Source organism: Onishia niordana (genome assembly GCF_004798965.1).
In the GTDB taxonomy this organism is placed as follows: Bacteria; Pseudomonadota; Gammaproteobacteria; order Pseudomonadales; family Halomonadaceae; genus Onishia; species Onishia niordana.
The window spans coordinates 854,883-880,732 of sequence record NZ_SDSD01000001.1 but is presented as its reverse complement, the minus strand read 5'-3'; the positions used below and the strand labels follow the sequence as shown (position 1 = coordinate 880,732).

Sequence of the window (25,850 nt, the reverse complement as noted above, 5' to 3'; positions counted from 1 at the left end):
CTGAATGAGACTGTTGCCAGTCTAGTAGCGGTGGACCAATGGCCCCTTGCGCCAGGTCAAGTTCCGTGGGAATGGCCGCCTGTGGCAGCGTGTTCGGTACTTGGCAGCCAGGTGCCGGCCAGTTGCCATAGCGCGAAGGCGATGATCAGCGTCGCGGCCAGGGTGCGCGTTGCCGGATGGCGGATCAGATTGCCGAGCGAGCGAGCGGCGAAGCCGGTGACCAGCAGGGCGGGCAGGGTGCCGAGTCCGAAGGCCGCCATCAGAGCGGCGCCCTCGAGGGGATCCGCAGTGGCCAGGCTCCAGGCCAGCATGGAGTAGACCAGCCCACAGGGCAGCCAGCCCCAGACTGCCCCCAGGGCGACGGCTTGGGGCACCCTCACCACCGGCATCAGGCGCCGGCCAATCGGCTCCAGATGGCGCCATAGGCGCCGCCCCAGCGCCTCGACCCTGAGCAGTCCTTTCCACCAGTTGGCGATATACAGCGCCATCAGAATCAACATCACGGCGGCCAGTGTCTCGAGTGCCAGGCGGACACCGCCGGCGAGACCGCCGATCAGCGTGCCGAGCCCGGCCACCAGGGCGCCGGCAGTCATGTAGCTTACGATACGGCCCAGGTTATAACCGAGCAACAGGCCCGTGAGCCGTGCCGGATGTCGCATGCTGGGTGGCACGGCGAAGCTCAGGGCACTCATGATACCGCCGCACATGCCGATGCAGTGGGCGCCGCCGAGCAGGCCGAAGACGAAGGCCGCCGCCAACGGTGGCAGATCAAGGTCGGTCGGGCTCATCGCGCTCCATCCTCTCGGTCGTTGCTTCCTTCATCGTCGTGCTCATCCGGCTGGGTTGTCCGCTTGGCATTGCCCTGGGCTCGACGCTGGCGTGCGGATGGTGAGAGGTCGTTCTCGTCATCGTCGAACAGGATGCGGTGTGCCGGTCCTTCGAGATCATCGAACTGATCATTCTTGACGGCCCAGAAGAAGGCCCAGACCGCCAGTGACAGCAGGATCAGGGACAGGGGGATCAGCAGGTAGAGAATGCTCATACGGGCTCTGTCTGAGGGTGAGCGGATGGCGTGGCGTTGGCCAGCACGCTTTTACGGTCGCGCCCCAGGCGCAGGGCGTTACCGACGACTACCAGCGAGCTTGCCGACATGCCGATGGCGGCCAGCCAGGGCGGTACCAGGCCGCAGGCGGCCAGCGGTAGTGCGGTCAGGTTGTAGCACAGTGCCCAGCCGAGATTCTGGCGAATGATACGCCGCGTGTCGCGACTGACCTCGATCGCCTCGACGATACGTGACAGGTGCGGGCTTAAGAGCACGGCATCGGCACGGGTACGGGCCAGGTCGGTGGCGCCGTTCATGGCGATGGATACCTCGGCGCCGGCCAGCACCGGCACGTCGTTGATGCCGTCACCGACCATGACCACGCTCTCGCCGCGCGCCTGAAGGGCCTCGACATGGGCGAGTTTTTCCTCGGGGCTGGCGCCGGCATGCCAGTCGTCGATCCCGAGCCGGTGGGCGAGGTCGGCAACGGCGGTTTCGTGGTCGCCTGAAAGCAGCTCGACCGTTAGCCCCAGCTGCTTGAGGGCCTGCACGGTGGCCAGTGCATCGTCGCGCACGGTGTCGTTCAGCGCGAACCAGGCCTTTGGCTGCCCATGGCAAGCCAGCAGTAGCCAGCGCCCGGGCCCCGGCGGCGATGGCGTATCGGGGAAGGCCGCGAAGTCAGGCTTGCCAAGCCGCCAGCGTTCTCCTTCCACTTGGCCCTCGAGTCCTTGCCCGGGGCGATTGACCAGCGTGTCGGCACGGGTGGCGTTATCTCGATAGGGCGCAAATGCACGGGCGATGGGGTGTTCTGAGTGTGCCTCCAGCGCCGCGGCGATGGCACGTGCCCGCTCGGGAGTGAGCTTCCCCAGAGGACGCGTTTCATCGAGCGTCATGTGGCCGGTGGTCAGAGTGCCGGTCTTGTCGAAGACGACGCGACCGGCCTGGGCGAGCCCTTCGAGGGCGTGGCCGCGGGTGATCAGGAAGCCACGACGGCTCAGTCGTCCATGGCCCGCCGTCAGCGCCGTGGGGGTGGCCAATGCCAACGCGCAGGGGCAGGTGACCACCAGCACGGACAGTGTCACCCATAGTGCCCGGGACGGGTCGATGAAGGTCCAGGCAATGGCGACCCCCAGGCTAACCACCAGCAGGCGCAGCACGAACATGTGCGCCCAGCGGCTGGCAAGCTCGGCGATGCGTGGCCGCTTGGCGAAGGCACGGTCGGTCAGGTCGATAATCGCCGCGGCGCGGGCGTCGTGCCCAGCATGGGTGATACGCACCACCAGCGGGCTGTCGACGTTGTGGCTACCGCCGGTGACGGTGTCGCCGCTGCGGCGGGTCACCGGCTGGGATTCGCCGGTCAGCATCGATTCATCCAGGCTCGAGGTGCCGTCCTCGATCACGCCGTCGGCAGGTACGCCGTGACCGGGACGGACCAGTACCCGGTCGCCGGCCACCAGACGATTGGCGGGCAGCACGCGTTCGGCGCCGTCGGCCTCGAGGCGCACTGCCGAGGCGGGCAGTACCCCGCTCAGGGCGTTGCCACTGTGGCCGCTGCGACGTCGGGCGCGCATCTCGATATAGCGCCCAAAGAGCAGAAAGAAGGTGAACATGGCGACCGAATCGAAGTAGACCTCGCCGTACCCGGCGATTACCGCATAGCCACTGGCCAGATAGGCGCCGCCGATCGCCAGCGAGACCGGTACGTCCATGCCCAGGGTGCGACTACGCAGATCACGCAGGGCGCCGCGGAAGAAGGGCGCCGCCGAGAACAGCACCACAGGCGTTGCCAGCGCGAAGGACAGCCAGTGAAAGAGCGCCAGGAAGTCCGTGGACAGCTCGCCCGGGTCGCTTACGTAAATCGGCACCGAAAACATCATGACCTGCATCATCGCCACCGCGGCCACGATCAGCCGGCGTACGCTCATGCGCTCTTCCTGCTTGAGGCGTTGCTGAGCCTGGTCGGGCTCGTAGGGTTGCGCCGGGTAGCCGATCGCGGTGAGCTCGGCGAGGAGTCTTGAGAGCGCGGTGCGCTGCGGGTCCCAGCTGACGCTCAGGCGGTGATGGGTCAGGTTAACGGCGCTGGCGGTGACGCCATCCAGTGCATTCAGGCGGTGCTCGATCAGCCAGGCGCAGGCCGCACAGGTGATGCCGTCGACGGCGAGCGTCGCGGTCAGGCTATCGCCATCGGCGTGAACGAATTCACTCTGCAGTGCCGGGTCATCGAAGACCTGCCAGGTCTCGGCGCGGGCGGATAAGCTGCGGGTATCGTTCGACGGCGGTTCGGGGAGCTCGGTGCGAAAGTGATAGTAGCTCGAGAGCCCTCCCTCGACGATGGCATGGGCCACGGCCTCGCAACCCGGGCAGCACAGCGGATGTACCTGATCATCCAGTACCAACCGCCAGGGCGCACCGGCAGGCACTGGGTTACCACAGTGATAGCAGCCGGTATCGACGCCTGCCGGTGACGTCGCCTCGACACTCATGGGGTCGCGGGCAATATTGAAATAACGCGCGTTGCGATCATGGTCATTTAGCCCTCGTCGGGCACCTGAGCCTTCATCTGGAAGGCCTTATCGCTTGGGAAAGTGGCTTCACCCTGCAGGCGCCATTCTGGCGACTCAATATCGGGTGCCAGCTGCAGGTACCAGCGGTACTCAAGCTGTCTGGGCGCCTGGCCGACATAGTGCCCATCGCGGACATGCTCGAGGATCAACTGCTGATCACGATCATCGCGAGTGGGGAAGATCAGGGTCATCAGGAGACGCTTAGGCCGGGCCTCGCCACTAAGCTCAACGTTCACATCCCCGGTTAAATCATCAACACGCACCGCGGCGGCCATGTCCATCGCGGTGGCGCGGCGATCCTGGGCGATGACCTGATTGATGGCGAGGCCTGACTTGTAATAGTTGTCTTCGACCATGCCGTCGTAGCTGGTGATTGAAAGCACCAGGAAGGTGGTGCCGGCAATGACCGAGGAGGCGAGCACGCCAAGGATCATCCAGGGCCAGAACTCCTTGTACCAGGGCTGGGGCGATTGTGACGTCACGGTCATCTCCTGATCTGTCCGATGAAGCGGGTTTCGCGTGCCTGGCGGATATCCTCGTCGCTGGCCTCGAGGATGACCTGCAATTCGTGGCTGGGCCGGCTGATGACGTCGGTGTCGACGGCGGCCTGCAGCGTGACCAGGCGGCTTTCGCCCGCGCCGATGGTAACCGCTTCGTTGCCGATCAGTTCAATACCCGGCAAGCCCTGCATGCTGATGCGATAGGTATGCGTGCGATCATCCAGGTTGCGAATGGTCAGGGTATAGGCATTACTGATCAGCCCATCCTGGGTCATCTGGTAAAGCTGATTACGGTCGCGCTCGATATCGAACTCGAGGGTAGGGCGGTCGTTCACCGCCCAGGCGAATAGCCCGATCATCACGACCAGGGCGGCCAGGTAGCCGATCAGGCGTGGACGCAGGATATGGGTCCTGCCGCCTTCCAGGGCATGCTCGGTGGTATAGCGGATCAGGCCACGGGGATAGCCCATCTTGTCCATTACGCTGTCGCAGGCATCGATGCAGGCCGCGCAGCTGATGCATTCGTATTGCAGTCCATCACGAATATCGATGCCGGTGGGGCAGACCTGTACGCATAGATCGCAGTCGATACAATCACCGTGACCGGCGGCTCGCGCCTCTTCATGTCTAAGGCGTTTCTTGCGTGGCCCCCGCGGCTCGCCGCGGGCGGAATCGTAGGAGACGATCAGGGTATCCTGATCGAACATCACCGACTGAAAACGCGCATAGGGGCACATGTAGATGCATACCTGCTCACGCAGCCAGCCGGCATTCAAGTAGGTGAAGACGGTGAAGAAGCCGATCCAGAACAGTGACCAGCCACCAACCTCAATGCGTGCCAGGTCGGCGACCAGCCCTTGAATAGGCGTAAAATAGCCGACAAAAGTGAGCCCGGTTGCCAGCGCGATGGCGAGCCACATCAGGTGCTTGGCTCCTTTGCGCCAGGCCTTGTCGAGGCTCATAGGCTGCTGGTCGAGCTTGATGCGGCGGTTGCGGCGCCCCTCGGTGACTTTTTCGACCCAGATGTAGAGCCAGGTCCAAACGCTCTGTGGGCAGGTATAGCCGCACCATACACGGCCAGCGAAGACGGTGATGAAGAAGAGCCCGAAGGCGCAGATGATCAAGAGCCAGGAGAGGAGCATGAACTCCTGCGGGTAGAAGGTGCCTCCGAAGATGTGGAACTGGCGGGCGGGCAGGTCGAAGAGAATCAGCGGTTGGCCGTTCCAGGAGAGCCAGGGCAGCCCGAAGAACAGGCCCATCAGCACCCAATTGGAGACGCGTCTCAGACGCTGGAAGACGCCCTTGATCTCGCGCACGTAGATATGACGGCGGCTGGCGTACATATCGGTCGACGTAGCGTTCGCGGGGTCGTGATGACCGACGCCAGCGTCTGTCGTTACATCTTGAGTGGGAATCCTGTCGGACATGGCATCACCGCATCGGCTCGGGGCGCTTGGATACCCGGCGTATGCCGGGCACATGGCCATTGTAGCGGTCGGGAACCTTAAGGAGGCCGGGTGCGACGGCGAGACGCACCCGGCGGTCGAGAGGGGTTAGTTCGAGAGGCTGTAGACGTAGGCCGCGACCAGGTGCACCTTGTCTTCACCGATGTAGGGCGTCTGAGCCGGCATGTGGCCGTTGCGTCCGTTGCGCAAGGTCTGCAGGACGGCCTCGAGAAGCGGTTGGCCAGGTTGACGATAGAGCCAGATGTCATCGGTCAGGTTGGGGGCGCCGAGTGCCTGGTTGCCCTTGCCTTCTGGTCCATGGCAGGCGACACAGGAGGCAGCGAAGATCGGCTGACCCTTGGCGGCAGCATCGGCGTCATGCTCGGCACCGGACAACGCCAGCACGTAGTTGGCCACATTGTTGATGTTGGTCTCGCCCAACTGCTGCCAAGCAGGCATCAGGCCATTGCGCCCATTGTTCAGGGTGGTCTTGATGGCTTCGGGCGTACCGCCGTATAACCAGGCGTCGTCGGTCAGATTGGGGAAGCCGTAGCCCCCTTGGGCATTGGAGCCGTGACATACCGCGCAGTTATTGAGGTAGATGCGCTCGCCGACCTGCATCGCTTCGGCATTCTGGGCAAGCTCCGGTACGGGGATGTCATTGTACTCGGCAAAGATCGGCGCGTAGCGCTCCTCGGCGCGAGCTACTTCCTTGTCCCACTGGTTTTCCTGGGTCCAGCCAAGCAGGCCAGCATAGTTGCCAAGTCCCGGATAAAGGGCCAGGTAGCCGAGCGAGAAGATAATCGTGCCGACGAACAGCATGAACCACCAGCGCGGCAGCGGGTTGTCGTACTCTTCTATGCCATCGGCCTGGTGGCCAGTGGTGTCTACGTTGCCTTCGGCATCTGGGACCTTGTCGGTCTTGCGGTTGGCGAACAGGATCCACCAGCAGAAGGCAATGGTGCCCAGCGTGATGACGATGATCCAGCCACTCCAGAAGCCTGAAAGGGAATCGCCCCATAGGTTATTCATGTGTTCTTGTCTCCCCTGTCCTGTCGGGAATCCACCTCGTCGGGCGAGGTATAGTCGTCACGCTGCGTGTCTTCCTGCTCGTCGGCAAAGGGCAGGTGGGCCGCCTCGTCGAAGTCCCGGCGGCGACGCTTCGAATAGGCCCATACCACGATGCCGATAAAGGCGATCAGGATCAGCAAGGTGGTGATGCCGCGAAAGGTGCCCATGTCCATGATTAACGCGCACCCTTGAGTACGGTTCCAAGCTGCTGCAGGTAGGCCACCAGCGCGGTGATTTCCTGCTCGCCGCGAACCTCGCTACCGGCGCCTTCGATCTGCTCGTCGGTGTAGGGCACGCCCATGCTCTGCAGCGCTCGCATCTTGGTTTCGGTCGCCTCGCCATCGAGGGTGTTGTCGAACAGCCAGGGGTACGCGGGCATCTTGGACTCCGGCACGACATCCCGCGGGTCATAAAGGTGTGCCCGGTGCCAGTCGTCTGAATAGCGACCACCGACCCTTGCCAGGTCAGGCCCGGTGCGCTTGGACCCCCACAGGAAGGGATGGTTATAGACGAACTCACCGGCCACGCTGTAGTGACCGTAGCGCTCGGTCTCGGCGCGGAAGGGCCGGATCATCTGCGAGTGGCAGCCAACGCAGCCTTCGCGGATATAGATATCGCGGCCCTCGAGCTCCAGCGGCGTCAGCGGCTCGAGGCCTGCCACCGGCTGGGTGGTTTCCTTCTGGAAGAACAGCGGTACGATTTCCGCCAGGCCACCGAAACTGATCACCACCAGAATCAGCACGGCAAGCAGACCCACGTTCTTTTCGACTATCTCGTGTCTCATCGGTGCAGGTTCCCTGTGTTCAGGCGGTCTGAGGAAGCGGCTGGGACTCGGTGTTGCTGCGCTTGACCGTCATGTAGACGTTCAAGGCCATGAGCAGCATGCCGACGACCCAGAACAGGCCGCCGATCCAGCGCACTACATAACCCGGGTGGCTGGCCTCGAGGGCTTCAACGAAGGTGTACATCAGTGTGCCGTCGGCGTTGACCGCTCGCCACATCAGGCCCTGCAGAATGCCGTTGACCCACATGGCAGCGATATAGAGCACCGTGCCAATGGTCGAGAGCCAGAAGTGCACGGCAATCAGCTTGTTAGAGTGCATCTGCGTTTCGCCGTAAAGACGCGGAATCAGGTGATACATGGAGCCGATGGTGATCATGGCCACCCAACCCAGGGCGCCAGCGTGCACGTGGCCGATCGTCCAGTCAGTGTAGTGCGATAGGGCATTGACGGTCTTGATGGCCATCATCGGTCCCTCGAAGGTGGACATGCCGTAGAACGACAGCGCCACCACCAGGAACCGCAGGGTCGGATCGGTCCGCAACTTATGCCAGGCCCCGGACAGCGTCATCATGCCGTTGATCATGCCGCCCCAGGAGGGTGCCAGCAGGATGATCGACATGATCATGCCCAGCGACTGTGCCCAGTCGGGCAGGGCGGTGTAGTGCAGGTGGTGAGCACCCGCCCACATGTAGGTGGTGATCAGCGCCCAGAAGTGAACGATCGACAGGCGATAGGAGTAGATCGGGCGCTCAGCCTGCTTGGGCACGAAGTAGTACATCATGCCGAGGAAGCCTGCCGTCAGGAAAAAGCCCACCGCATTGTGGCCCCACCACCACTGAACCATGGCGTCTACTGCCCCGGGATAGATCGAGTAGGACTTGAGAGCCCCGACCGGGATGGCAGCGTTATTGACGACGTGCAGGACGGCCACGGTCAGGATGAAAGCGGCATAGAACCAGTTCGCCACGTAGATATGCGAGGTCTTGCGCTGCTTGATGGTCCCCAGGAAGACGATGGCATAGCTGATCCAGACGACCGCGATCAGGATGTTGATCGGCCATTCGAGCTCGGCATACTCCTTCGACGTGGTGTAGCCCAGCGGCAGCGTGATGACAGCCGAAACTATCACCGCCTGCCAGCCCCAGAACGTAAAGGCGGCAAGCTTGTCGGAGATGAGGCGAACCTGACAGGTGCGCTGCACCACGTAGTACGAGGTAGCCATCAAGGCTGAACCGCCAAAGGCGAAGATGACGGCATTGGTATGCAAGGGGCGCAGACGGCCGAAGCTCGTCCAGGGCAATCCTAGGTTGAGTTCTGGCCAGACCAGTTGCGCGGCAATGATCACACCCAGGCTCATGCCTATGATGCCCCATACCACCGTCATGATCGCGAACTGCCGAACCACCTTGTAGTTGTAGGTCGGATGCTCAAATGCTGTGTTCATGTCAGGTTCCCATCGAACGCGGTGTTGGGGGAGACGTCCAAGCGGCAGTTTGCCCGATGTACGCCTCCACCATAATGATGCAGATCAAGAGTCTGGGTGCGATTCTAGCCCAGCACTCATGGTTACTGCACCACAGGATCATGCGGTTAGTTATCAGTAGGAGGGTAAGTGGCATATCCCATTGATGCCAACGAGTCGCTACAAACGCCATCTGATATCGGTCGTTTGCTCGCCGCAGGACAGACGGGGCGCTGGTGGGTCGAAGGCAGAGGGCCGCTCGAGGTTAGTGGTCAGGCCCGCCATGGACGACTGCTTTTGGCGCATGGCGCGGGCGCCGGTCAGGACTCGGCGTTCCTTGTCTCGCTGCGCCAGTCGCTGGTTGAGGCGGGGGTGCAGGTCATGGCGATCGAGTTCGGTTACATGCAGCAGATGCGCCGCGAAGGGCGTCGGCGACCACCGCCCAAGGTCGAGCGCCTGGTGGAAGAAATGGCCGATTGGTGCGACATCGTGTCACAGGAGGGGCTGCCCATGCCCTGGCTCGGTGGCAAGTCGATGGGCGGGCGCGTGGCGAGCCTGTTGGCGGCCAAGCGTGGCGAACACGCGTTGGGCGAACGAGAAGACAAGGCGCAGAGTCGCCAGGGCATTGCGGGCCTGGTGCTGTGCGGGTATCCCTTCCATCCCCCGGGCAAGCCTGAGCGCACCCGGCTGGATCATTGGCCTGCCCTCACCTGCCCGACGCTGGTAGTACAGGGCACTCGTGACCCCTTTGGTCGTCGTCCGGAAGTGGAAGGATATGCGCTCCCTGCCTGCGCCGACGTGCATTTTCTTGAGTCGGGAGATCACGACTGGCTGCCAACTCGGCGCAGTGGGTTGCGTCAGGAGGATTTGATACGTGAGGCGGCGGATAAAATTGCCGCGCATATGGCCTATTTTCCGTCGACGCCATCGGAGATGCCGCCGAGTGGTGCAGACCAGGAGCTCTGAGACTTGCGATAAGCCAATGCATCGATAAGGCAGTAGTGGGGGAGCTGGAGAGGGAGAGGAGAAAGTTCTGGAGCAAGTTCTGGATCAAGTTTTGAAGTAGAGCTCTGAAGAGAGTTTTGAGGAGAGTTTTGAGAAGAGTTTTGAAGAGCCCGCGGGAGGTGTGACCAGACCTTGGGGAACGCCACCCACCGCGCATGGCGTGGCTTGCAGCCACTTCGGACTCTTCGATGGCGCCAAGTTGATGAAAGCCCTGTAAAATTAGTGCTGGCCTCAGATGAATTAATTACGCGCCGGGCGTTGACTTTGATCCAATGGCCTGTAGAATGCAGCGCCACGTCCCCAAGGGTGGTTAGCTCAGTTGGAAGAGCACCAGCCTTACAAGCTGGGGGTCACTGGTTCGAGCCCAGTACCACCCACCATCTCGTCGAGATGCCCTGGAGACGTTAAAGAAAAAGTGGACTGGTAGTTCAGTTGGTTAGAATGCCGGCCTGTCACGCCGGAGGTCGCGGGTTCGAGTCCCGTCCAGTCCGCCACTTTTCTTGATCAATGAGCAGTACCCATGCAAGTGCAGTACCAAGGCAAGTGTTGTTTCGATGACCTGAGCAGGATCGCATTAGCGAAATTGCTTAATATGGACTGGTAGTTCAGTTGGTTAGAATGCCGGCCTGTCACGCCGGAGGTCGCGGGTTCGAGTCCCGTCCGGTCCGCCATTTCGATACCCGATATTAACCCCGAGCCTAGTCGCTTGGGGTTTTGTCGTTTTCGCCCCACCTTTTTCAGACCTTGCGTCGAAACCTCCCCCGCACCATTCTCAAGCCCTGCTTGGCAGACGCTCGACCTTGGCCGTCTTGCGACCTTGGCCCGACTGTCATACGGTTGTTTGAATTTCAGCCGTGCCACTGTGCGAGGACTCGCCGTGACGACCTACCCGCATCTTTTCCAGCCGCTCAAGCTGGGCACCATCACCCTGCCCAACCGTGTACTGATGGGCTCAATGCACACCAACTTGGAGGAGGCGCCTGATGGCTTCGCCCGGCTGGCGGCTTTCTACCGTGAGCGTGCCCGCGCCGGGGTGGGGCTGATCGTCACCGGCGGGATTGCTCCTAACCCTGAAGGTGCGGTATTTCAGGGCGCTGCCAAGTTGACCGAGGCGCATGAAGCGCTCCTTCACCGTCCTGTGACCGAGGCGGTGCACGAGGAGGGCGGTCGTATCTGTCTGCAAATCCTGCATGCGGGACGCTACGCCTATTCGCCCGAGCTGGTGGCGCCTTCGTCGATTCGTGCGCCGATCAATGGCTTCAGCCCCAGGGCGCTCGAGCATGATGAGGTCGAGCAGCAGATCGAGGACTATGTGCGTTGTGCGCGCCTGGCGGCTGATGCGGGCTACGATGGGGTCGAGGTGATGGGCTCCGAGGGCTACCTGATCAACCAGTTCCTGTGCCGGCGCACCAATCAGCGTACGGATGACTGGGGCGGCGATTTCGATGCCCGCATGCGCTTTGCGGTGGAAATCGTAAAGCGCATCCGTGCTGCGCTGGGCCAGGACTTCCTGATCATCTTCCGGCTCTCGATGCTCGATCTCGTCGAGGAGGGCAGTAGCTGGCAGGAGGTGGTCAAGCTCGGTCACGCGCTCGAAGCCGCCGGCGTGGATCTCATCAATACCGGAATCGGTTGGCACGAGGCGCGGGTGCCGACCATCGTCACCAGCGTACCCAGGGCCGCCTTTACCGAGGTGACGCGGCGCATGAAAGCCGAACTGTCGGTGCCCTTGATTACCACCAATCGCATCAACATGCCGGCAGTCGCCGAGCGAGTGCTGGCCGAGGGGCATGCCGACCTGGTGTCAATGGCGAGGCCTTTCCTTGCGGACCCTGACTGGGTCGCCAAGGCCCATGCAGGGCGCAGCGACGAGATCAATACCTGTATCGCCTGTAATCAGGCCTGTCTCGACCATACCTTCCAGGGCAAGTTAACTTCCTGTCTGGTCAATCCGCTAGCCTGCCACGAGACCGAGTTATCGATCACGCCAGCCGACACACCGCAGGATATCGCCGTGGTCGGCGCTGGTCCGGCTGGCCTGGCGGCGGCGGTCACTGCCGCTCGCCGGGGGCATCGAGTGGTGCTCTTCGAGAGTGCCGGTGAGATAGGGGGGCAGTTCAATCATGCGCGGCGAATTCCCGGCAAGGAGGAGTTCGATGAGACGCTGCGTTACTTCAGGGTGATGCTCGACAAATACGGCGTCGAGGTCCGCCTCAATACGCAGGCGAGCCTTGAAACGCTTGCCGGGTTCTCGGCCGTGGTGCTGGCCAGCGGTGTGCGACCGCGCCAGCTCGATTTGCCTGGTAGCGAGCATCCCAGTGTGCTGAGTTATCCCGAGGCGATCCAGCACCCCGAGCGGGTCGGGACGCGTGTGGCGATCATCGGTGCCGGTGGCATCGGTTTCGATGTGGCGGAGCTGCTGACGCATCCCCTGGAGAGTGATACCTCGCAGGATGATGCGTCGGGACAGGGGCAGGCATTGGACGCCTGGTGTCGCGAGTGGGGGGTGGATCTCAATGCTCGTGATGGGGTTGGGCTCGCCACCCCCGAGCGCCCGCAGGCGGCCCGACATGTCACACTTCTGCAGCGCAAGACCAGCAAGCCCGGCAAGGGGCTCGGGACCACGTCTGGCTGGGTGCATCGCGCCTCGCTGCGTCACCGTGGCGTCGAGACCCTGGTCGGCTGCGAGTACCTGGCCATCGATGATAGTGGGCTGCATCTGAAGGTGGCAGATGAGCCTCGCTTGCTCGAGGTCGACAGCATCGTGATCTGTGCCGGCCAGGAGCCGGTGCGTGAGCTTTTAGCGCCGCTTGAGGCCGCCGGCGTCGCGGTGCACCTGATTGGTGGTGCTGACAAGGCGGCGGAGCTCGATGCCAAACGGGCCATTGATCAGGGAACCCGGCTAGCGGCACGTCTCTAGCGTCCCATGATGCGCGTGTAATGCTCGGCAGGTTCGGTCTCTCTTCCAGTGGTAGACTGGTGTCGGCGTGTCATCCACGCCGATTGCCAGGGCATTGCGATGTACCCCTTCGCAATGCGCCATCGTGAACCCTGTGTGTAAGGACACCTCAGATGGAATCCGACTGCACTCCGCGCTATCTGGCCAGTGACAATACCTCCGGGATCTGTCCAGAGGCCATGGAATACCTGCTCGAAGCCAATCGAAGCGATGATCTCGCTTATGGTAACGACAGCTGGACCGAGCGGGCGGCCGATAGCTTCCGCGAACTCTTCGATTACGACTGTGACGCCTTCTTCGTTTTCAATGGAACCGCCGCCAATTCGTTGACGCTGGCGGCCATGGGGCGCAGCTACCACAGCGTGATCTGTCACGAACTCGCCCATATCGAGACCGATGAATGCGGCGGACCGGAATTCTTCTCCAACGGTGCCAAGCTACTGACGTCGCCGGGCGAGAACGGCAAGTTGACGCCCGAGGGCATCGAGGCACTGGTCACCAAGCGCAGCGATATCCACTACCCCAAACCTCGGGTGATCTCGCTGACCCAGGCCACCGAGGTGGGCACCCTCTACAGCCTCGATGAGCTGCGGGCGATTCGTGCCATGGCCGACAAGCATGACCTGCGCCTGCATATGGATGGCGCGCGTTTCGCCAATGCCTGTGCGGCGCTCAATGTATCGCCCGCCGAGTTGACCTGGCAGGTGGGGGTCGATGCGCTGTGCTTCTCGGGTACCAAGAACGGCATGGCGATGGGCGAGGCGATCCTGTTCTTCAACCGGGATCTGTCCGAGGACTTTGCCTATCGTTGCAAGCAGGCCGGCCAGCTGGCCTCCAAGATGCGCTTTATTGCGGCACCCTGGCTCGGACTTCTGGAAAGTGGCGCCTGGCGAACGAATGCGGAGCACGCGAACGCTATGGCCCGCTATCTGGCCGATGGCTTGTTAGGGCTTCCGGGGGTCCATGCCATGTTCCCGACTCAGGCCAACAGCGTCTTCGTTAGCTTGCCGCCGGCCGCCATCGCTCATCTCAAGGCGCGTGGCTGGACCTTCTACACCTTTATCGGAGCGGGCGGTGCGCGCTTCGTGTGTTCCTGGAATACCAGCACCGAGCTGCTCGATGCGCTGCTCGGCGATATCCGTGAGGCGCTGAGCCACGCCTGAGCCGCATTTCCTACCCACCTGGTCATCTCTGTGTCGGCCGCCATGGCTCGGCGGCCGGTGTTTTTTCGCCTAGCGTTCAAAATCTCATCGATTTTCAACGAACCTTGGTCCCGCTTCTGCGCTCTTATGAGTCAGTAGTGTCAGATGATCGTTGCGTTGAAGTGAGCAGTAAGTCCCTGGCAACCGAATCTGTCTACGCTGATAGGTGTGCCCTCCTCGAACTGACAGTTCCCGTCATCGTCGAGGAATCGTGCTTAAGGAGGCTTCGATGAGCATCTTCGATCATGTCCAGAATCGCTACGAACGCGTTCAGCAGGAAGAACTCAGTCTTAAAGAGTACCTGGAGCTTTGTCGTAGCGATCCAACTGCCTACGCCTCGGCCTCCGAGCGCATGCTGGTGGCGATCGGGGAGCCCGAGGTGATTGATACTGCCAAGGATTCCCGGCTGTCCCGTATCTTTTCCAACAAGGTGATTCGCCGCTACCCGGCGTTTTCTGAATTCTATGGCATGGAAGAGGCCATCGAGCAGATCGTCGCCTACTTTCGGCATGCTGCTCAGGGCCTTGAGGAGCGCAAGCAGATCCTCTATCTGCTGGGCCCGGTCGGGGGCGGCAAGTCGTCCTTGGCCGAGCGCCTCAAGCTCTTGATGGAGCGTGTTCCTTTCTACGCCATCAAGGGCTCGCCGGTATTCGAGTCACCGCTTGGGCTTTTCTCGCCGGAAGAAGATGGCGAGCTTCTCGAGACCGAATATGGAATTCCCAAACGCTGCCTGAAGAGTGTGATGTCGCCCTGGGCCGCCAAGCGTCTCAAGGAGTACGGCGGCGATATTTCACAGTTCCGGGTGGTGCGCCTCTACCCGTCACGGCTTAATCAGATCGGTATCTCCAAGACCGAGCCCGGCGATGAAAACAATCAGGATATTTCCTCGCTGGTGGGTAAGGTCGATATTCGCCAGCTCGAGCTCTACTCCCAGGACGACCCGGACGCCTACAGTTTTTCAGGGGGGCTGTGTAAGGCCAATCAAGGCCTGATGGAGTTCGTCGAGATGTTCAAGGCACCGATCAAGGTGCTGCATCCGTTGCTGACGGCGACCCAGGAGGGTAACTACAACCCTACCGAGGGGATGGGCGCCATTCCCTTTGAGGGCGTCGTGCTGGCGCACTCCAACGAAAGTGAATGGCAGACCTTTCGCAACAACCGCAACAATGAGGCCTTCCTCGACCGTGTCTACATGGTCAAGGTGCCTTACTGCCTGCGGGTGACCGAAGAGGTCAAGATCTATCAGAAGCTGATGGAGCACTCGTCGCTTTCCAAGGCACCCTGTGCACCGGATACGCTGCGCATGCTGGCCCAATTCACGGTGCTTTCACGGCTCAAGGAGCCCGAAAACTCGAGCATCTACTCGAAGATGCGGGTTTATGACGGCCGCAACCTCAAGGACACCGACCCCAAGGCCAAGTCGATTCAGGAATATCGGGATAGTGCCGGTGTTGATGAAGGCATGACCGGGCTGTCGACTCGCTTCGCCTTCAAGATTCTATCCAAGGTATTTAACTTCGACACCCATGAGATCGCCGCCAACCCGGTGCATCTGCTTTATGTACTGGAGCAGCGCCTTGAGCAGGAGCAGTTACCCAAAGAAGTCTTCGAGCGCTACCTGCGCTTCATCAAGGAGTTCCTGGCGCCGCGTTACGTCGACTTTATCGGCAAGGAGATTCAGACCGCTTACCTGGAGTCCTACTCCGAGTATGGCCAGAACATCTTCGATCGCTACGTAACTTATGCGGATTTCTGGATTCAGGATCAGGAATATCGTGACCCGGAGACCGGTGAGCTCTTCAATCGCCAGTCACTCAACGAGGAACTCGAGAAGATCGAGAAACCGGCGGGTATCTCCAATCCCAAGGATTTCCGTCACGAGGTGGTCAATTTCGTGCTGCGGGCTCGGGCCCAGAATAACGGCATGAACCCCGGTTGGGGGTCTTACGAAAAGCTGCGGGGCGTGATCGAGAAGAAGATGTTTGCCAACACCGAGGAATTGCTACCGGTGATCTCCTTCAACGCCAAGGCCTCCCAGTCGGACCAGAAGAAGCACGAGGACTTCGTCGCGCGGATGGTCGATCGTGGCTACACCGAGAAACAGGTGCGCCTGCTGTCGGAATGGTACCTGCGGGTTCGTAAGTCCCAGTAACGCGTCATCGTCACTCGCGTCCTGAGACGGGTGTGATAGCGCCGTGGAGCGCATCGCCGGGCCGGGGATTGGCCCGGCCAGCGGCGCGAAGCGCCGGGAGGGCAGCATGAGTTATTTCATCGACCGACGGGCCAACGCCAAGCACAAGAGTGCGGTCAATCGGCAGCGATTTCTCGATCGCTACCGCACGCACATCAAGCGCTCGGTCGAGGAAGCCGTCAATCGGCGTTCGATCACCGATATGCAGCATGGGGAAAAGGTATCGATCCCGACGCGGGATATCTCCGAGCCGGTTTTTCAGCACGGACAGGGTGGACACCGCTCCATCGTCAGTCCTGGCAACCGGGAGTTCGATGAAGGAGATCGCCTCCGTCGCCCCAGTGGTGGCGGCGGAGGCGATGGCAGCGGCGAAGGTGGGGCGTCTAACCAGGGGGAGGGCATGGACGAGTTTGCCTTCAGCCTGACCCGCGATGAGTTTCTCGATTTTGTCTTCGATGGCCTCGAACTACCCCATCTCGAACGCAAGCAATTGATGGATCTGGAGGAAGTGAAGCCGGTGCGGGCCGGCATTTCCCGCGAAGGCGTGCCATCGAGGATCAATATCGTACGCTCGATGCGTGAGGCGCAGGCCAGGCGCATCGCCATGCGTGCGCCAATTCGTCGGGCCCTGCGCGAGGCGATGGAGGCCCTGGAGGAAGAAGAGTGCAAGGATCCTGTGCTACGCAATCCGTCGCGCATCCAGGAGCTCAAGGACGAGATCGAACGGCTCGAGAAGCGACTAGAGTCGGTCCCCTTTATCGACACCTATGATCTTCGCTACAACAACCTGGTCAACCAGCCCACGCCATCCAACAAGGCGGTGATGTTCTGCGTGATGGATGTCTCGGGGTCGATGACGCAATCCCACAAGGATATCGCCAAGCGTTTCTTCCTGCTGCTTTATCTGTTTCTCGAGCGCAACTACGAGAAGGTCGAGCTGGTGTTCGTGCGCCACCATACTGCCGCCAAGGAGGTCGACGAGGAAGAGTTCTTCTACTCACGGGAAACCGGCGGCACCATCGTCTCCAGCGCCCTGACCATGGTAGATGACATCATTCATGACCGTTATCCGCCCGCTGACTGGAATCTCTATGTCGCGCAGGCCTCCGACGGCGACAACTGGGACGACGACTCCACCACCTGCCGTGAAATCCTTTCCAAGTCATTGATGCGACAGCTCGCCTATTTCACCTACGTCGAGATTACGCCCCATGCCCATCAAGCGTTGTGGGAAGAGTATGAGGCCGTCGAGGCGGATTTTCCCTCACGTTTCGCCATGCGACAGATCGTCGAGCCGGGGGATATCTATCCAGTGTTTCGCGAGCTGTTTCGCAAAGTCGAGGCCTGAGTGGCTCCAGGAGGCAGCATGAGCAAGACCCGAAAGACGCCCATTGCCACCGGCTCGGATTGGAATTTTGAGGTGATCGCCGAGTTCGAACGCGAGATTGCAAGGCTAGCCGACGAATATCGCCTCGATACTTATCCCAACCAGATCGAGGTGATCACGTCCGAGCAGATGATGGACGCCTACGCCAGCGTCGGCATGCCGGTGGGTTACCACCATTGGTCGTTCGGCAAGCAGTTCCTGTCGGTCGAGCAGGCCTATCGTCGCGGCCAGATGGGGCTTGCCTATGAGCTGGTCATCAACTCGGATCCCTGCATCGCCTATCTGATGGAAGAGAATACGCTGATGATGCAGGTGTTGGTCATGGCCCATGCCTGTTACGGCCATAACTCCTTCTTCAAAGGCAACTACCTGTTTCGCACCTGGACCGATGCCAGTTCGATCATCGACTATCTGGTATTTGCGCGTAAATACGTGGCCGAGTGCGAGGAGCGCTACGGCGTGGCGGCGGTGGAGCAATTGCTGGATGCGTGCCATGCGCTGCAGAACTATGGCGTTGATCGTTATAAACGCCCTTCGCCGATTTCCGCGGAGGAAGAGGCGTTGCGGCAGGCCGAGCGCGAAGAATACCTTCAAACTCAGGTCAACATGCTGTGGCGTACCATCCCGCTTGCCGGTCAGGGCCTGGACGAGGACGCGCAGGATGACAGTGACGATCCACTGGGCTTGCACCGGGCGGGTCGCTATCCACCTGAGCCTCAGGAGAATCTGCTCTATTTTATCGAGAAGAATGCTCCCCTGCTGGCGCCCTGGCAGCGGGAGATCGTACGTATCGTGCGCAAGCTGGCGCAGTACTTCTATCCGCAGCGCCAGACGCAGGTGATGAACGAAGGCTGGGCCACCTTCTGGCACTACACCCTCATGCACCGGATGTTCGATGAAGGTCTGGTCGATGAAGGGCTGATTCTCGAATTTCTGCAGTCGCACACCGCCGTGGTGCATCAGCAGCCATTCGATAGCCCCTACTACAATGGCATCAACCCTTATGCTTTGGGGTTTGCGATGTTTACCGACCTTCGCCGCATCTGCGAAACGCCGACCGACGAGGATCGCGAATGGTTTCCCGACATTGCCGGTAGCGATTGGCTCGAGACGCTTCACTTCGCGATGCGCAACTTCAAGGACGAGTCGTTCATCCAGCAGTTTCTGTCACCCAAGGTGATACGTGATCTCAAGCTGTTCAATGTGATCGACGACGACCAGGACGAGATGCTGACGGTGGCCGCGATCCATGACGAGCGGGGCTATCGACGCGTGCGTGAGGCGCTGTCGGTACAGTACGCGCTTTCGGTACGTGAGCCGAATATCCAGGTGTATGCCGCCGATATTCGTGGTGATCGCTCGCTGACCCTTCGCCATGTTCAGGACCGCCGTCGTCCACTGGAAAAAAGCGTTTATCCGGTCATGCGCTATCTGCACCAGCTTTGGGGGTTCACGGTGCGTCTTGAATCGATCGAAGGTGACGAGGTGGCGAGACGCTATCAGTGGCCGTTGCCCAATGAAGGAGCGCCTGACTAAGGGCAAGGGTGGTTACCGGCGAGTCATTCGCGAAAGGCGGACCTATCAGCGACGTCATTGGGCTTGATTCAGCTACTTAACGAAAAGACCCGCCAGCCGGCGGGTCTTCTAGTTTGGCTCGGGCAACAGAGTGTCCCCAAGCCGTTAAAGCAAGACCGCTTGCGTTACGCGGCGGTCCAGGACTGACACCAGCCGGCCGGTTCCACGCTGTTCTGCGGGAACAGCTGACAGCCTTGAGTCTCAGTATTGTAGAACATGCAGTTGGCACATGTTTCGCCCTCGGCATAGGCCGGATGGTCGCTGGCATCGCTCGCCTTCGCGACATAGTTCAGGGCCTTGGCTTGTGGGTTTTCCGGATCCAGGCGCGGCAGATCCTGCGCCAGGGCCTGGCGTGACAGAATACCGGCGCCCAGAGGTAGTGCGGCAAGGCCTAGCAGGCTGTTACGCATGAAGTCGCGGCGACTCTGATTAGCCATGGTATCTCCTCGGTGTTGATATTGTTGGGGCCTCAGATGCCCTGCCAGGGGCGAGACCCGTATCACGGTATTGTAGGGCGGCTCGGGCCGCCTCTGTCTTTGGCGAGGATACTAAGCCTCGCGGCGATTCCGTCTGACTAACGCTCTCGATACTACGACCAGTAGCGCTTCACGGAGTTCGACGTCCCTAGTTTAGTGCATGACGGTGAAAGTAGGGAATCAATGGCGCGACACGGGGCAATTGGTCGCAGTCTGCGCGATGTCTATGCTCGCAGCGGTGCGCTGGTATACTCCGCCACTCGGCCCACCAGGGGCCAGGCGGCGGCCGGCTGAATGAACCGGCTTGGCGTCGAGCATGCTGAAACCGCAGCCGGGGGCGTGAATGGGGAAATTGTTGTCGATGGCGCGCGCTGGACTGGGGCGTCTGCTCATTGCAGGTGTGTTCGTGGCTGTGGCCACCGGGCTCTGGTATAGCCAGGAAGCCGATTTTCGCAATAGCCTGAGTTGGGAAGGGGTGACGACCTGGGAGTCACCGACTCCGCTTAACCTGCATCGTGTGCTGCGCAACGATGGATACCTGGTGGGCTGGTCTGACTTGAGGGTCAACCCGCTTTGGGTGAGCTACTTGTTGAATGACGCGGGAGCATCGCAAATCGGTGATCGTCCCGGTTTCTCGCGTGACTGGCGCACCCTTTGGCCGGTGAGTACCGACAGTTACAGGGGCAGTGGTTATGATCGCGGCCACCTGGCGCCCAACTATGCCATTGCGAATGTTCATGGTCGCGAGGCTCAGCGGCAGACTTTCCTGATGAGCAATATGTCGCCCCAGCGCCCCAATCTGAATCGCCAACTTTGGCAGCGGTTGGAGGAGGCGGTGATGGACCACTTTGTGCCTCGCTTTGGCACTCTGCAGGTGATTACCGGGCCTATCTACCCCGCAGACTTTCTGGAGGGTGTCTTTCATCGGGTGGGTTTTACGCAAGTGCCTGAGGCGTTCTACAAGATTCTGGTCGTGCCGTCCGAAACGCCTCGGGTGATCGCCTTCATCATGCCTCAGCAAGTCAGCGGTAACGAGCCGCTGGACCGCTTCCTGGTTAGTGTCGACAAGATAGAGGCACGCACCGGCCTGGATTTTTTCCCGCAGCTGACGCCGGGAGCGGCGGGGCGGCTTGAAGGTAGCGTCGATACGCACGGCTGGGACCTACAAGCCGTGGCGCGACGGCCCGGGCGCTTTCAGTAGCTGCACGCGTATTCAGTAATGACAGCTGACTTAGGGAGGCGACAAGGCAAGAGCAGAGCACGTTACGTCGATGGTGTCCGGGGAAGCCCCGAATATTCAGAAAGCAAGGAAAGTAGTGCGTGAAGCGTTGGCCTCTGGCCATTCTTCCAGCCATACAGTCTTCAGACGGGCAGGGAGATTACCGTGACGGTTTATCAGAAAGCTGTGACGGTTTATCACAAAGGTGAGGTCATGTCGTGCGGGGAAGGTACATGATGCGAATTGGTGCCCGGGAGAGGACTTGAACCTCCACGTCCATACAGACACTAGCACCTGAAGCTAGCGCGTCTACCAATTCCGCCACCCGGGCGCATCATGCTGGCTGGTGTTCGCGTGCCGGGCCATCGAGGCAGTCAAGAAATGACGGTTTCGATGGTGCCCAGGAGAGGACTTGAACCTCCACGTCCATACGGACACTAGCACCTGAAGCTAGCGCGTCTACCAATTCCGCCACCTGGGCGAACACAAGCCATACTGTGCCGTTGACGAATCAACGGGTCCTGCGGGAGTACTGCGATTGGAATCTTCATTCCGTGATGATCAGGCTTTCGGATCATCGTTGGTGCCCGGGAGAGGACTTGAACCTCCACGTCCATACGGACACTAGCACCTGAAGCTAGCGCGTCTACCAATTCCGCCACCCGGGCAAGTGGGCGGTATAATACCGATTTCATAAGACAATGCAAGAGTCGGGCCGGGTCATGCGCGAGATTTTTCTGCTGTCGGCCATAACGGGTCGACGCTTCGCATGCTTGAGGCCCGGTCACGGTTATGGTTGGGTCAGGCCCGCTGCAACGCTATACTGGCGCGATGTTAATGAACACACGAATTCTTGCCTCACGCCCGTGGTGCATCGTTTTTCCCTTATTAAGGACGCCTTGCGTATGACTCAGTGGACGCTCAGCGACGATCCCCACGCGGAACGTGAAGCCCACAAGTATGACAATCCGGTACCCAGCCGAGAATATTTGCTCCGCCGCCTCGAAGAAGCAGGCAAGCCGATCACGCATGAGAGCATGAGCCGGATGCTGGGCCTCGAAGAAGAAGACCAGCAGGAGGCTGTGCGCCGCCGCCTGGCGGCAATGGAGCGCGACGGGCAGGTGCTGCGCAACCGTCGTGGTGCCTATGCGTTGATCGACAAGCTCGATTTGATCAAGGGCAAGGTGCTTGGGCACCGTGATGGCTTCGGCTTCATTCTCCGCGACGACGGCAAAAAGCCGGATCTGGTATTGCCGCCACGCCAAATGCGCCGTGTTTTCCACGGTGACCATGTACTGGTGCGTGTCAGTGGGCGCGACCGTCGCGGCCGTGACGAAGCCACCATTGCTGAAGTCATCGCCCGCAACACCCAGACAGTGGTAGGCATCTATCGTCAGAACAATGACGAGTTTGCGGTGCTGATTCCCGAGAATAGCCGCATCACCCAGGAAGTGCTGATCCCTCATAGTGCCAGCGGTGGCGCTCAGGACGGCCAGGTGGTCTCGGCGCGTATCGTTCAGCAGCCCGAGACACGCAAGCAGCCGGTGGGCGAAGTCAGCGAGGTGCTCGGCGAGCGCATGGACCCAGGCATGGAAATCGGCATTGCCATCCGCAGCTATAACATCCCGGATGAGTTCCCGCCGGCGGTGGACGAGCAGATCGGCTCCATGTCCGCTGAGGTTGTCGAGGACGATAAGGCGAACCGTATCGATCTGCGTCACCTGCCGTTGGTGACCATCGACGATGAGAGCGCCAAGGACTTCGATGATGCCATCTGCGCCTACCAGACCAAGTCGGGTAGCTGGAAGCTGATTGTTGCCATCGCCGACGTCTCGCATTATGTGCGTCCTGGCAGCCCACTGGATGAGGAAGCACTGGTCCGCGGTAACTCGGTGTATTTCCCCGGTCAGGTCGTGCCAATGCTGCCCGAGCTGCTCTCCAATGGCCTTTGTTCGCTGAACCCGTCGGTCGATCGACTGGCCCTGGTCTGTGAGATGAATATCTCCAAGACCGGCGCGATCAGCCGCTATCGTTTCTATGAGGCGGTCTTTCAGTCTCATGCGCGTTTGACCTATAACAAGGTCGGCAAGATGCTGCAGGAACCGGAGAGCGCTGAAGGCAAGGCGCTGCGCGAGGAGTATTCCTCGCTGGTACCGGCAGTCGAGCAGCTACACGATCTCTACAAGTTGCTGCGTACCGCGCGCAGCGAACGTGGCGCCATCGACTTCGAAACCACCGAGACGGCGATTAACTTCAACGAAGATCGCAAGATCGATGCCATCGTGCCGCGCACCCGCAACGACGCTCACAAGATCGTCGAAGAGTGCATGCTGGCCGCCAACGTGGCCACCGCGCGCTTCCTCGACAAGCACGACCTGCCGGCGTTGTATCGCATTCACCAGCCGCCGACGCCTGAGCGCCTGGATCGCCTGCGGCTGTTCCTCAACGAGCTGGGGCTTTCCCTGGGCGGTGGCGACGAGCCAACGCCGCAGGACTATCAGGCCCTGAGAGAGGTCATCAAGGACCGTCCTGATGCCGACATCATCCAGACGGTGATGCTGCGCTCGATGAATCAGGCGGTCTATTCGCCACAGAACGAAGGGCACTTTGGCCTGGCTTACCCGGCCTACGCTCACTTCACTTCGCCGATCCGTCGCTATCCGGATCTGTTGGTGCATCGCGCTATTCGCTCGGTGATTCGCGGGCCACGCCAGACGACGACCGTACTGCGTGCTGAAGGCGCGCCCGTAGAGCCGCCGAATCGCTGGGCGCCTTACTCCTTCGAGCAGATGGTTCACTTCGGTGAGCATTGCTCGATGACCGAACGTCGTGCCGACGATGCGACGCGGGACGTGGAAGACTGGCTCAAGTGCGAGTTCATGTCCGACAAGGTCGGCGATGTCTTCGAGGGCACTATCGCCTCGGTGACTCAGTTCGGTATCTTCGTGCGCCTCGACGATGTCTACGTCGAGGGTCTGGTACACGTGACCTCGCTGCCCTCTGATTATTACCACTATGAGGCCGAGAAGCATCGGCTCAAGGGCGAGCGCTCTGGCGTCAGCTACCGGTTGGGCGACGGCGTTACCGTGCAGGTGGCGCGGGTCGATCTCGACGACCGCAAGATCGACTTCGATCTGGTCGACGATAAGCCACGTCAAAAGCGGGCGCCGCGCCGCAAGCCGGGCACCGAGCAGGCCAGCAGCGACAAGCCGCAAGGTGACAAGCCGGTGCAAGGCGACAAGCCCAAGAGTGAGAAACCCAAGTCGGGCCGACGTCGCGGGCCGCGCAAGCCGCGCGGTGGCGGTAAGCGATAATGCCGGTCGCCCATGTCAGGCGGTGAGATCAGCCGCCTGACATGGGGTTGCTTTGAACAATCAGGAATAGCCGATAATGAAACGACGCCCCGGCCAGCGAGGGCCCAATGCGCCCGCTGGCCTCGATGCGGTATATGGCGTGCACGCAGTACGTGCCCTGTTGGCGAGGGGAGAAGCCCCGCGTGAGCTCTGGGTGCAGGACGGCAATGCCGGCGCGCGCCTCGCCGAGTTGCTCGACGAAGCTCGTCGCCTGGGTACCCGCGTCCAGTTCCAGCCCCGCGAATCCCTTGATGCGCTGGCTCAGGGGGCGGCGCATCAGGGCGTCGTGGCGTTTTGTCCGCCGCTGTCGGCCGAAGGCGAGGACTCCCTCTGGCTAAGGCTCAATGGCTGGACCAAGGACACGCCGCCCTTATTGCTGATCCTCGATGGGGTCACCGACGTACATAACTTCGGTGCCTGCCTGCGCAGCGCCGATGCGGCGGGCGTTGATGGCGTCATCGTGCCCAAGGACAAGGCCGCACCGCTCAATGCCACTGTGCGCAAGGTCGCCTGTGGTGCAGCCGAGAGCGTGCCGGTCTATCAGGTCACCAATCTGGCGCGCGCCATGGGCAAACTGAAGGAACACGGGGTGTGGATCACCGGCACCGCCGGAGAGGCCGATGCCAGTGTTTTTGATGGCGACTTCAACGGTCCCTGCGCGCTGGTGATGGGCGCTGAAGGCAAGGGGATGCGACGGCTGACGCGGGAAGCCTGCGACACCCTGGTCAAACTGCCGATGGTGGGCAGCGTGTCGAGCCTGAACGTCTCGGTGGCGACCGGTATCTGCTTGTTCGAAGCGCTACGGCAGCGTCAGCTTGCAAGCTAGCCGACCGGTCACTACAATTGTCCGGCTTGGTCGGACTGCGGCCAGACAACACACCCGTTAAATCACTCCTTGCTTCCCCAGGCGCGGCGAAGGCTTAACTTCGTGACTGCCCTATGGAAGCTGTCAAACCGAAAGGAGACACTATGCGTCATTACGAAATCGTGTTCATGGTCCACCCGGACCAGAGCGAACAGGTTCCGGCGATGGTCGAACGTTACACCAGCCTCGTTACCGAGAGCGGCGGCAGCGTTCATCGTCTGGAAGATTGGGGTCGTCGTCACCTGGCGTATCCGATCAACAAGATCCACAAGGCTCACTACGTGCTGATGAACGTCGAGTGCAGCGGCGAGACCCTCGAAGAAATCGAGAATGTCTTCCGCTTCAACGATGCGATCATCCGTAGCCTGGTCGTGCGTTGCAACGAAGCCATCACCGAAGCTTCACCGATGATGAAGCCGGCGGAAGAAAAGCGTCCGCGCCGCGAAGACAAGCCGCGCGAACGTACCGAAACCGCTGAAGAAGCTAACTGATACGCACCGCCAGGAGGATTTTTACATGGCACGCTTTTTCCGTCGCCGTAAGTTTTGCCGTTTTACCGCCGAAGGCGTGAAGCAGATCGACTACAAGGATCTGGACACCCTTAAGGCCTACGTCACCGAGACTGGCAAGATCGTTCCGAGCCGCATCACGGGTACCCGTGCACGCTACCAGCGTCAGCTGTCCAGCGCGATCAAGCGCGCACGCTACCTGGCTCTGCTGCCGTACTCCGATAGCCACCAGTAAGCCGTT

At 60.9% G+C, this 25,850-nt stretch carries 21 protein-coding genes and 6 tRNA genes; 14 read left to right on the top strand and 13 right to left on the bottom strand.

Translation table 11 applies throughout. From position 1 onward, the window contains the following. Positions 1 to 56: 56 nt before the first annotated feature. The 9 genes from ETC27_RS03845 to ccoN all read right to left on the bottom strand — a co-directional run bounded on the left by ETC27_RS03845 (position 57) and on the right by ccoN (position 8,850). Entirely contained in the window at positions 57 to 788 is a 732-nt protein-coding gene (locus ETC27_RS03845) for a sulfite exporter TauE/SafE family protein (protein WP_136253623.1), read from the bottom strand. Continuing rightward, on the bottom strand, positions 785 to 1,042 hold the full coding sequence (gene ccoS / locus ETC27_RS03840) for a cbb3-type cytochrome oxidase assembly protein CcoS (RefSeq protein WP_136253622.1): 258 nt from the start codon (positions 1,040 to 1,042) through the stop codon (positions 785 to 787). The genes ETC27_RS03845 and ccoS overlap by 4 nt, the downstream gene beginning before the upstream one ends. Continuing rightward, on the bottom strand, positions 1,039 to 3,525 hold the full coding sequence (locus tag ETC27_RS03835; protein ID WP_136253621.1) for a heavy metal translocating P-type ATPase: 2,487 nt from the start codon (positions 3,523 to 3,525) through the stop codon (positions 1,039 to 1,041). Before ETC27_RS03835 ends, ccoS begins: the two co-directional genes overlap by 4 nt. Before the next feature lie 47 nt (positions 3,526 to 3,572). Beyond that, a complete protein-coding gene (locus ETC27_RS03830; protein WP_136253620.1) occupies positions 3,573 to 4,094 on the bottom strand; it encodes a FixH family protein in 522 nt (173 codons plus the stop codon). Then, positions 4,091 to 5,533, bottom strand: a complete 1,443-nt coding sequence (ccoG, locus tag ETC27_RS03825) for a cytochrome c oxidase accessory protein CcoG (protein ID WP_240724782.1) — start codon at positions 5,531 to 5,533, stop codon at positions 4,091 to 4,093. The genes ETC27_RS03830 and ccoG overlap by 4 nt, the downstream gene beginning before the upstream one ends. A gap of 126 nt (positions 5,534 to 5,659) precedes the next feature. Continuing rightward, a complete protein-coding gene (ccoP, locus tag ETC27_RS03820; RefSeq protein ID WP_136253619.1) occupies positions 5,660 to 6,583 on the bottom strand; it encodes a cytochrome-c oxidase, cbb3-type subunit III in 924 nt (307 codons plus the stop codon). Then, positions 6,580 to 6,795 carry a cbb3-type cytochrome oxidase subunit 3 gene (locus tag ETC27_RS03815; RefSeq protein ID WP_136253618.1) on the bottom strand — a complete coding sequence of 72 codons (216 nt, stop codon included), beginning with the start codon at positions 6,793 to 6,795 and terminating at the stop codon, positions 6,580 to 6,582. Before ETC27_RS03815 ends, ccoP begins: the two co-directional genes overlap by 4 nt. Positions 6,796 to 6,797: 2 nt before the next feature. Further along, the gene (gene ccoO / locus ETC27_RS03810) at positions 6,798 to 7,406 is read right to left on the bottom strand and encodes a cytochrome-c oxidase, cbb3-type subunit II (RefSeq protein WP_136253617.1); all 609 of its coding nucleotides are present in this window, start codon (positions 7,404 to 7,406) and stop codon (positions 6,798 to 6,800) included. Positions 7,407 to 7,425: 19 nt separating this feature from the next. Beyond that, positions 7,426 to 8,850 carry a cytochrome-c oxidase, cbb3-type subunit I gene (gene ccoN / locus ETC27_RS03805; RefSeq protein WP_136253616.1) on the bottom strand — a complete coding sequence of 475 codons (1,425 nt, stop codon included), beginning with the start codon at positions 8,848 to 8,850 and terminating at the stop codon, positions 7,426 to 7,428. 168 nt (positions 8,851 to 9,018) lie between these two features. Here ccoN and ETC27_RS03800 point away from each other — a divergent pair, with 168 nt between their 5' ends. The 9 genes from ETC27_RS03800 (at position 9,019) to ETC27_RS03760 (ending at position 19,148) form a co-directional block, all read left to right on the top strand. After that, positions 9,019 to 9,834, top strand: a complete 816-nt coding sequence (locus ETC27_RS03800; protein WP_306462158.1) for an alpha/beta family hydrolase — start codon at positions 9,019 to 9,021, stop codon at positions 9,832 to 9,834. Between the two features lie 343 nt (positions 9,835 to 10,177). Further along, positions 10,178 to 10,253, top strand: a tRNA-Val gene (locus ETC27_RS03795). Between the two features lie 37 nt (positions 10,254 to 10,290). Next, positions 10,291 to 10,367: transfer RNA gene (locus ETC27_RS03790), tRNA-Asp, on the top strand. 100 nt (positions 10,368 to 10,467) lie between these two features. Beyond that, positions 10,468 to 10,544 (top strand) — tRNA-Asp (locus ETC27_RS03785). 206 nt (positions 10,545 to 10,750) lie between these two features. Further along, complete coding sequence (locus ETC27_RS03780; protein WP_136253615.1) at positions 10,751 to 12,793, top strand: oxidoreductase; 2,043 nt, start codon at positions 10,751 to 10,753, stop codon at positions 12,791 to 12,793. Positions 12,794 to 12,945: 152 nt separating this feature from the next. After that, positions 12,946 to 13,995: a threonine aldolase family protein gene (locus ETC27_RS03775; RefSeq protein ID WP_136253614.1), complete on the top strand. Its 1,050-nt coding sequence runs from the start codon at positions 12,946 to 12,948 to the stop codon at positions 13,993 to 13,995. 268 nt (positions 13,996 to 14,263) lie between these two features. Continuing rightward, positions 14,264 to 16,186, top strand: a complete 1,923-nt coding sequence (locus tag ETC27_RS03770; RefSeq protein ID WP_136253613.1) for a PrkA family serine protein kinase — start codon at positions 14,264 to 14,266, stop codon at positions 16,184 to 16,186. Positions 16,187 to 16,292: 106 nt separating this feature from the next. Then, a complete protein-coding gene (locus ETC27_RS03765) occupies positions 16,293 to 17,573 on the top strand; it encodes a YeaH/YhbH family protein (RefSeq protein WP_136253612.1) in 1,281 nt (426 codons plus the stop codon). Positions 17,574 to 17,591: 18 nt separating this feature from the next. Continuing rightward, entirely contained in the window at positions 17,592 to 19,148 is a 1,557-nt protein-coding gene (locus ETC27_RS03760) for a SpoVR family protein (RefSeq protein WP_136253611.1), read from the top strand. A 164-nt stretch (positions 19,149 to 19,312) separates the two neighbouring features. On the opposite strand, the gene ETC27_RS03755 is transcribed toward ETC27_RS03760, so the two are convergent. Beyond that, positions 19,313 to 19,624 carry a high-potential iron-sulfur protein gene (locus tag ETC27_RS03755; RefSeq protein ID WP_136253610.1) on the bottom strand — a complete coding sequence of 104 codons (312 nt, stop codon included), beginning with the start codon at positions 19,622 to 19,624 and terminating at the stop codon, positions 19,313 to 19,315. A gap of 400 nt (positions 19,625 to 20,024) precedes the next feature. Between ETC27_RS03755 and ETC27_RS03750 the strand changes: the two genes are divergently transcribed. Further along, positions 20,025 to 20,864, top strand: coding sequence for a DNA/RNA non-specific endonuclease (locus ETC27_RS03750; protein ID WP_240724781.1), 840 nt, complete (start codon positions 20,025 to 20,027; stop codon positions 20,862 to 20,864). 262 nt (positions 20,865 to 21,126) lie between these two features. Here the strand turns inward: ETC27_RS03750 and ETC27_RS03745 are convergent. The 3 genes from ETC27_RS03745 to ETC27_RS03735 all read right to left on the bottom strand — a co-directional run bounded on the left by ETC27_RS03745 (position 21,127) and on the right by ETC27_RS03735 (position 21,550). Next, a tRNA-Leu gene (locus tag ETC27_RS03745) sits at positions 21,127 to 21,213 on the bottom strand. A 63-nt stretch (positions 21,214 to 21,276) separates the two neighbouring features. Then, positions 21,277 to 21,363: transfer RNA gene (locus ETC27_RS03740), tRNA-Leu, on the bottom strand. A gap of 100 nt (positions 21,364 to 21,463) precedes the next feature. Next, positions 21,464 to 21,550 (bottom strand) — tRNA-Leu (locus ETC27_RS03735). A 237-nt stretch (positions 21,551 to 21,787) separates the two neighbouring features. Between ETC27_RS03735 and rnr the strand changes: the two genes are divergently transcribed. The 4 genes from rnr to rpsR all read left to right on the top strand — a co-directional run bounded on the left by rnr (position 21,788) and on the right by rpsR (position 25,844). Further along, positions 21,788 to 24,196 (top strand): ribonuclease R, encoded by a 2,409-nt coding sequence (gene rnr / locus ETC27_RS03730; RefSeq protein WP_136253608.1) that lies wholly within the window; start codon positions 21,788 to 21,790, stop codon positions 24,194 to 24,196. Between the two features lie 76 nt (positions 24,197 to 24,272). Continuing rightward, the gene (gene rlmB, locus ETC27_RS03725; protein ID WP_136253607.1) at positions 24,273 to 25,061 is read left to right on the top strand and encodes a 23S rRNA (guanosine(2251)-2'-O)-methyltransferase RlmB; all 789 of its coding nucleotides are present in this window, start codon (positions 24,273 to 24,275) and stop codon (positions 25,059 to 25,061) included. Between the two features lie 143 nt (positions 25,062 to 25,204). After that, the gene (gene rpsF / locus ETC27_RS03720; RefSeq protein WP_136253606.1) at positions 25,205 to 25,591 is read left to right on the top strand and encodes a 30S ribosomal protein S6; all 387 of its coding nucleotides are present in this window, start codon (positions 25,205 to 25,207) and stop codon (positions 25,589 to 25,591) included. 25 nt (positions 25,592 to 25,616) lie between these two features. Then, positions 25,617 to 25,844 carry a 30S ribosomal protein S18 gene (gene rpsR, locus ETC27_RS03715; RefSeq protein WP_136253605.1) on the top strand — a complete coding sequence of 76 codons (228 nt, stop codon included), beginning with the start codon at positions 25,617 to 25,619 and terminating at the stop codon, positions 25,842 to 25,844. The last annotated feature ends 6 nt before the right edge of the window (positions 25,845 to 25,850 follow it).

What these genes read in the sequence shown, in the direction of transcription:
- ETC27_RS03750 (WP_240724781.1), top strand. Translation starts at nt 20,025, where the DNA reads ATGGCGCGCGCTGGACTGGGGCGTCTGCTCATTGCAGGTGTGTTCGTG.
- ETC27_RS03845 (WP_136253623.1), bottom strand. Translation starts at nt 788, where the DNA reads ATGAGCCCGACCGACCTTGATCTGCCACCGTTGGCGGCGGCCTTCGTC.
- rpsR (WP_136253605.1), top strand. Translation starts at nt 25,617, where the DNA reads ATGGCACGCTTTTTCCGTCGCCGTAAGTTTTGCCGTTTTACCGCCGAA.
- ETC27_RS03760 (WP_136253611.1), top strand. Translation starts at nt 17,592, where the DNA reads ATGAGCAAGACCCGAAAGACGCCCATTGCCACCGGCTCGGATTGGAAT.
- rnr (WP_136253608.1), top strand. Translation starts at nt 21,788, where the DNA reads ATGACTCAGTGGACGCTCAGCGACGATCCCCACGCGGAACGTGAAGCC.
- ccoG (WP_240724782.1), bottom strand. Translation starts at nt 5,533, where the DNA reads ATGTCCGACAGGATTCCCACTCAAGATGTAACGACAGACGCTGGCGTC.
- ETC27_RS03775 (WP_136253614.1), top strand. Translation starts at nt 12,946, where the DNA reads ATGGAATCCGACTGCACTCCGCGCTATCTGGCCAGTGACAATACCTCC.
- rlmB (WP_136253607.1), top strand. Translation starts at nt 24,273, where the DNA reads ATGAAACGACGCCCCGGCCAGCGAGGGCCCAATGCGCCCGCTGGCCTC.
- ccoS (WP_136253622.1), bottom strand. Translation starts at nt 1,042, where the DNA reads ATGAGCATTCTCTACCTGCTGATCCCCCTGTCCCTGATCCTGCTGTCA.
- ETC27_RS03835 (WP_136253621.1), bottom strand. Translation starts at nt 3,525, where the DNA reads ATGAGTGTCGAGGCGACGTCACCGGCAGGCGTCGATACCGGCTGCTAT.
- ETC27_RS03755 (WP_136253610.1), bottom strand. Translation starts at nt 19,624, where the DNA reads ATGGCTAATCAGAGTCGCCGCGACTTCATGCGTAACAGCCTGCTAGGC.
- ccoO (WP_136253617.1), bottom strand. Translation starts at nt 7,406, where the DNA reads ATGAGACACGAGATAGTCGAAAAGAACGTGGGTCTGCTTGCCGTGCTG.
- ETC27_RS03770 (WP_136253613.1), top strand. Translation starts at nt 14,264, where the DNA reads ATGAGCATCTTCGATCATGTCCAGAATCGCTACGAACGCGTTCAGCAG.
- ETC27_RS03830 (WP_136253620.1), bottom strand. Translation starts at nt 4,094, where the DNA reads ATGACCGTGACGTCACAATCGCCCCAGCCCTGGTACAAGGAGTTCTGG.
- ccoN (WP_136253616.1), bottom strand. Translation starts at nt 8,850, where the DNA reads ATGAACACAGCATTTGAGCATCCGACCTACAACTACAAGGTGGTTCGG.
- rpsF (WP_136253606.1), top strand. Translation starts at nt 25,205, where the DNA reads ATGCGTCATTACGAAATCGTGTTCATGGTCCACCCGGACCAGAGCGAA.
- ETC27_RS03765 (WP_136253612.1), top strand. Translation starts at nt 16,293, where the DNA reads ATGAGTTATTTCATCGACCGACGGGCCAACGCCAAGCACAAGAGTGCG.
- ETC27_RS03815 (WP_136253618.1), bottom strand. Translation starts at nt 6,795, where the DNA reads ATGGACATGGGCACCTTTCGCGGCATCACCACCTTGCTGATCCTGATC.
- ccoP (WP_136253619.1), bottom strand. Translation starts at nt 6,583, where the DNA reads ATGAATAACCTATGGGGCGATTCCCTTTCAGGCTTCTGGAGTGGCTGG.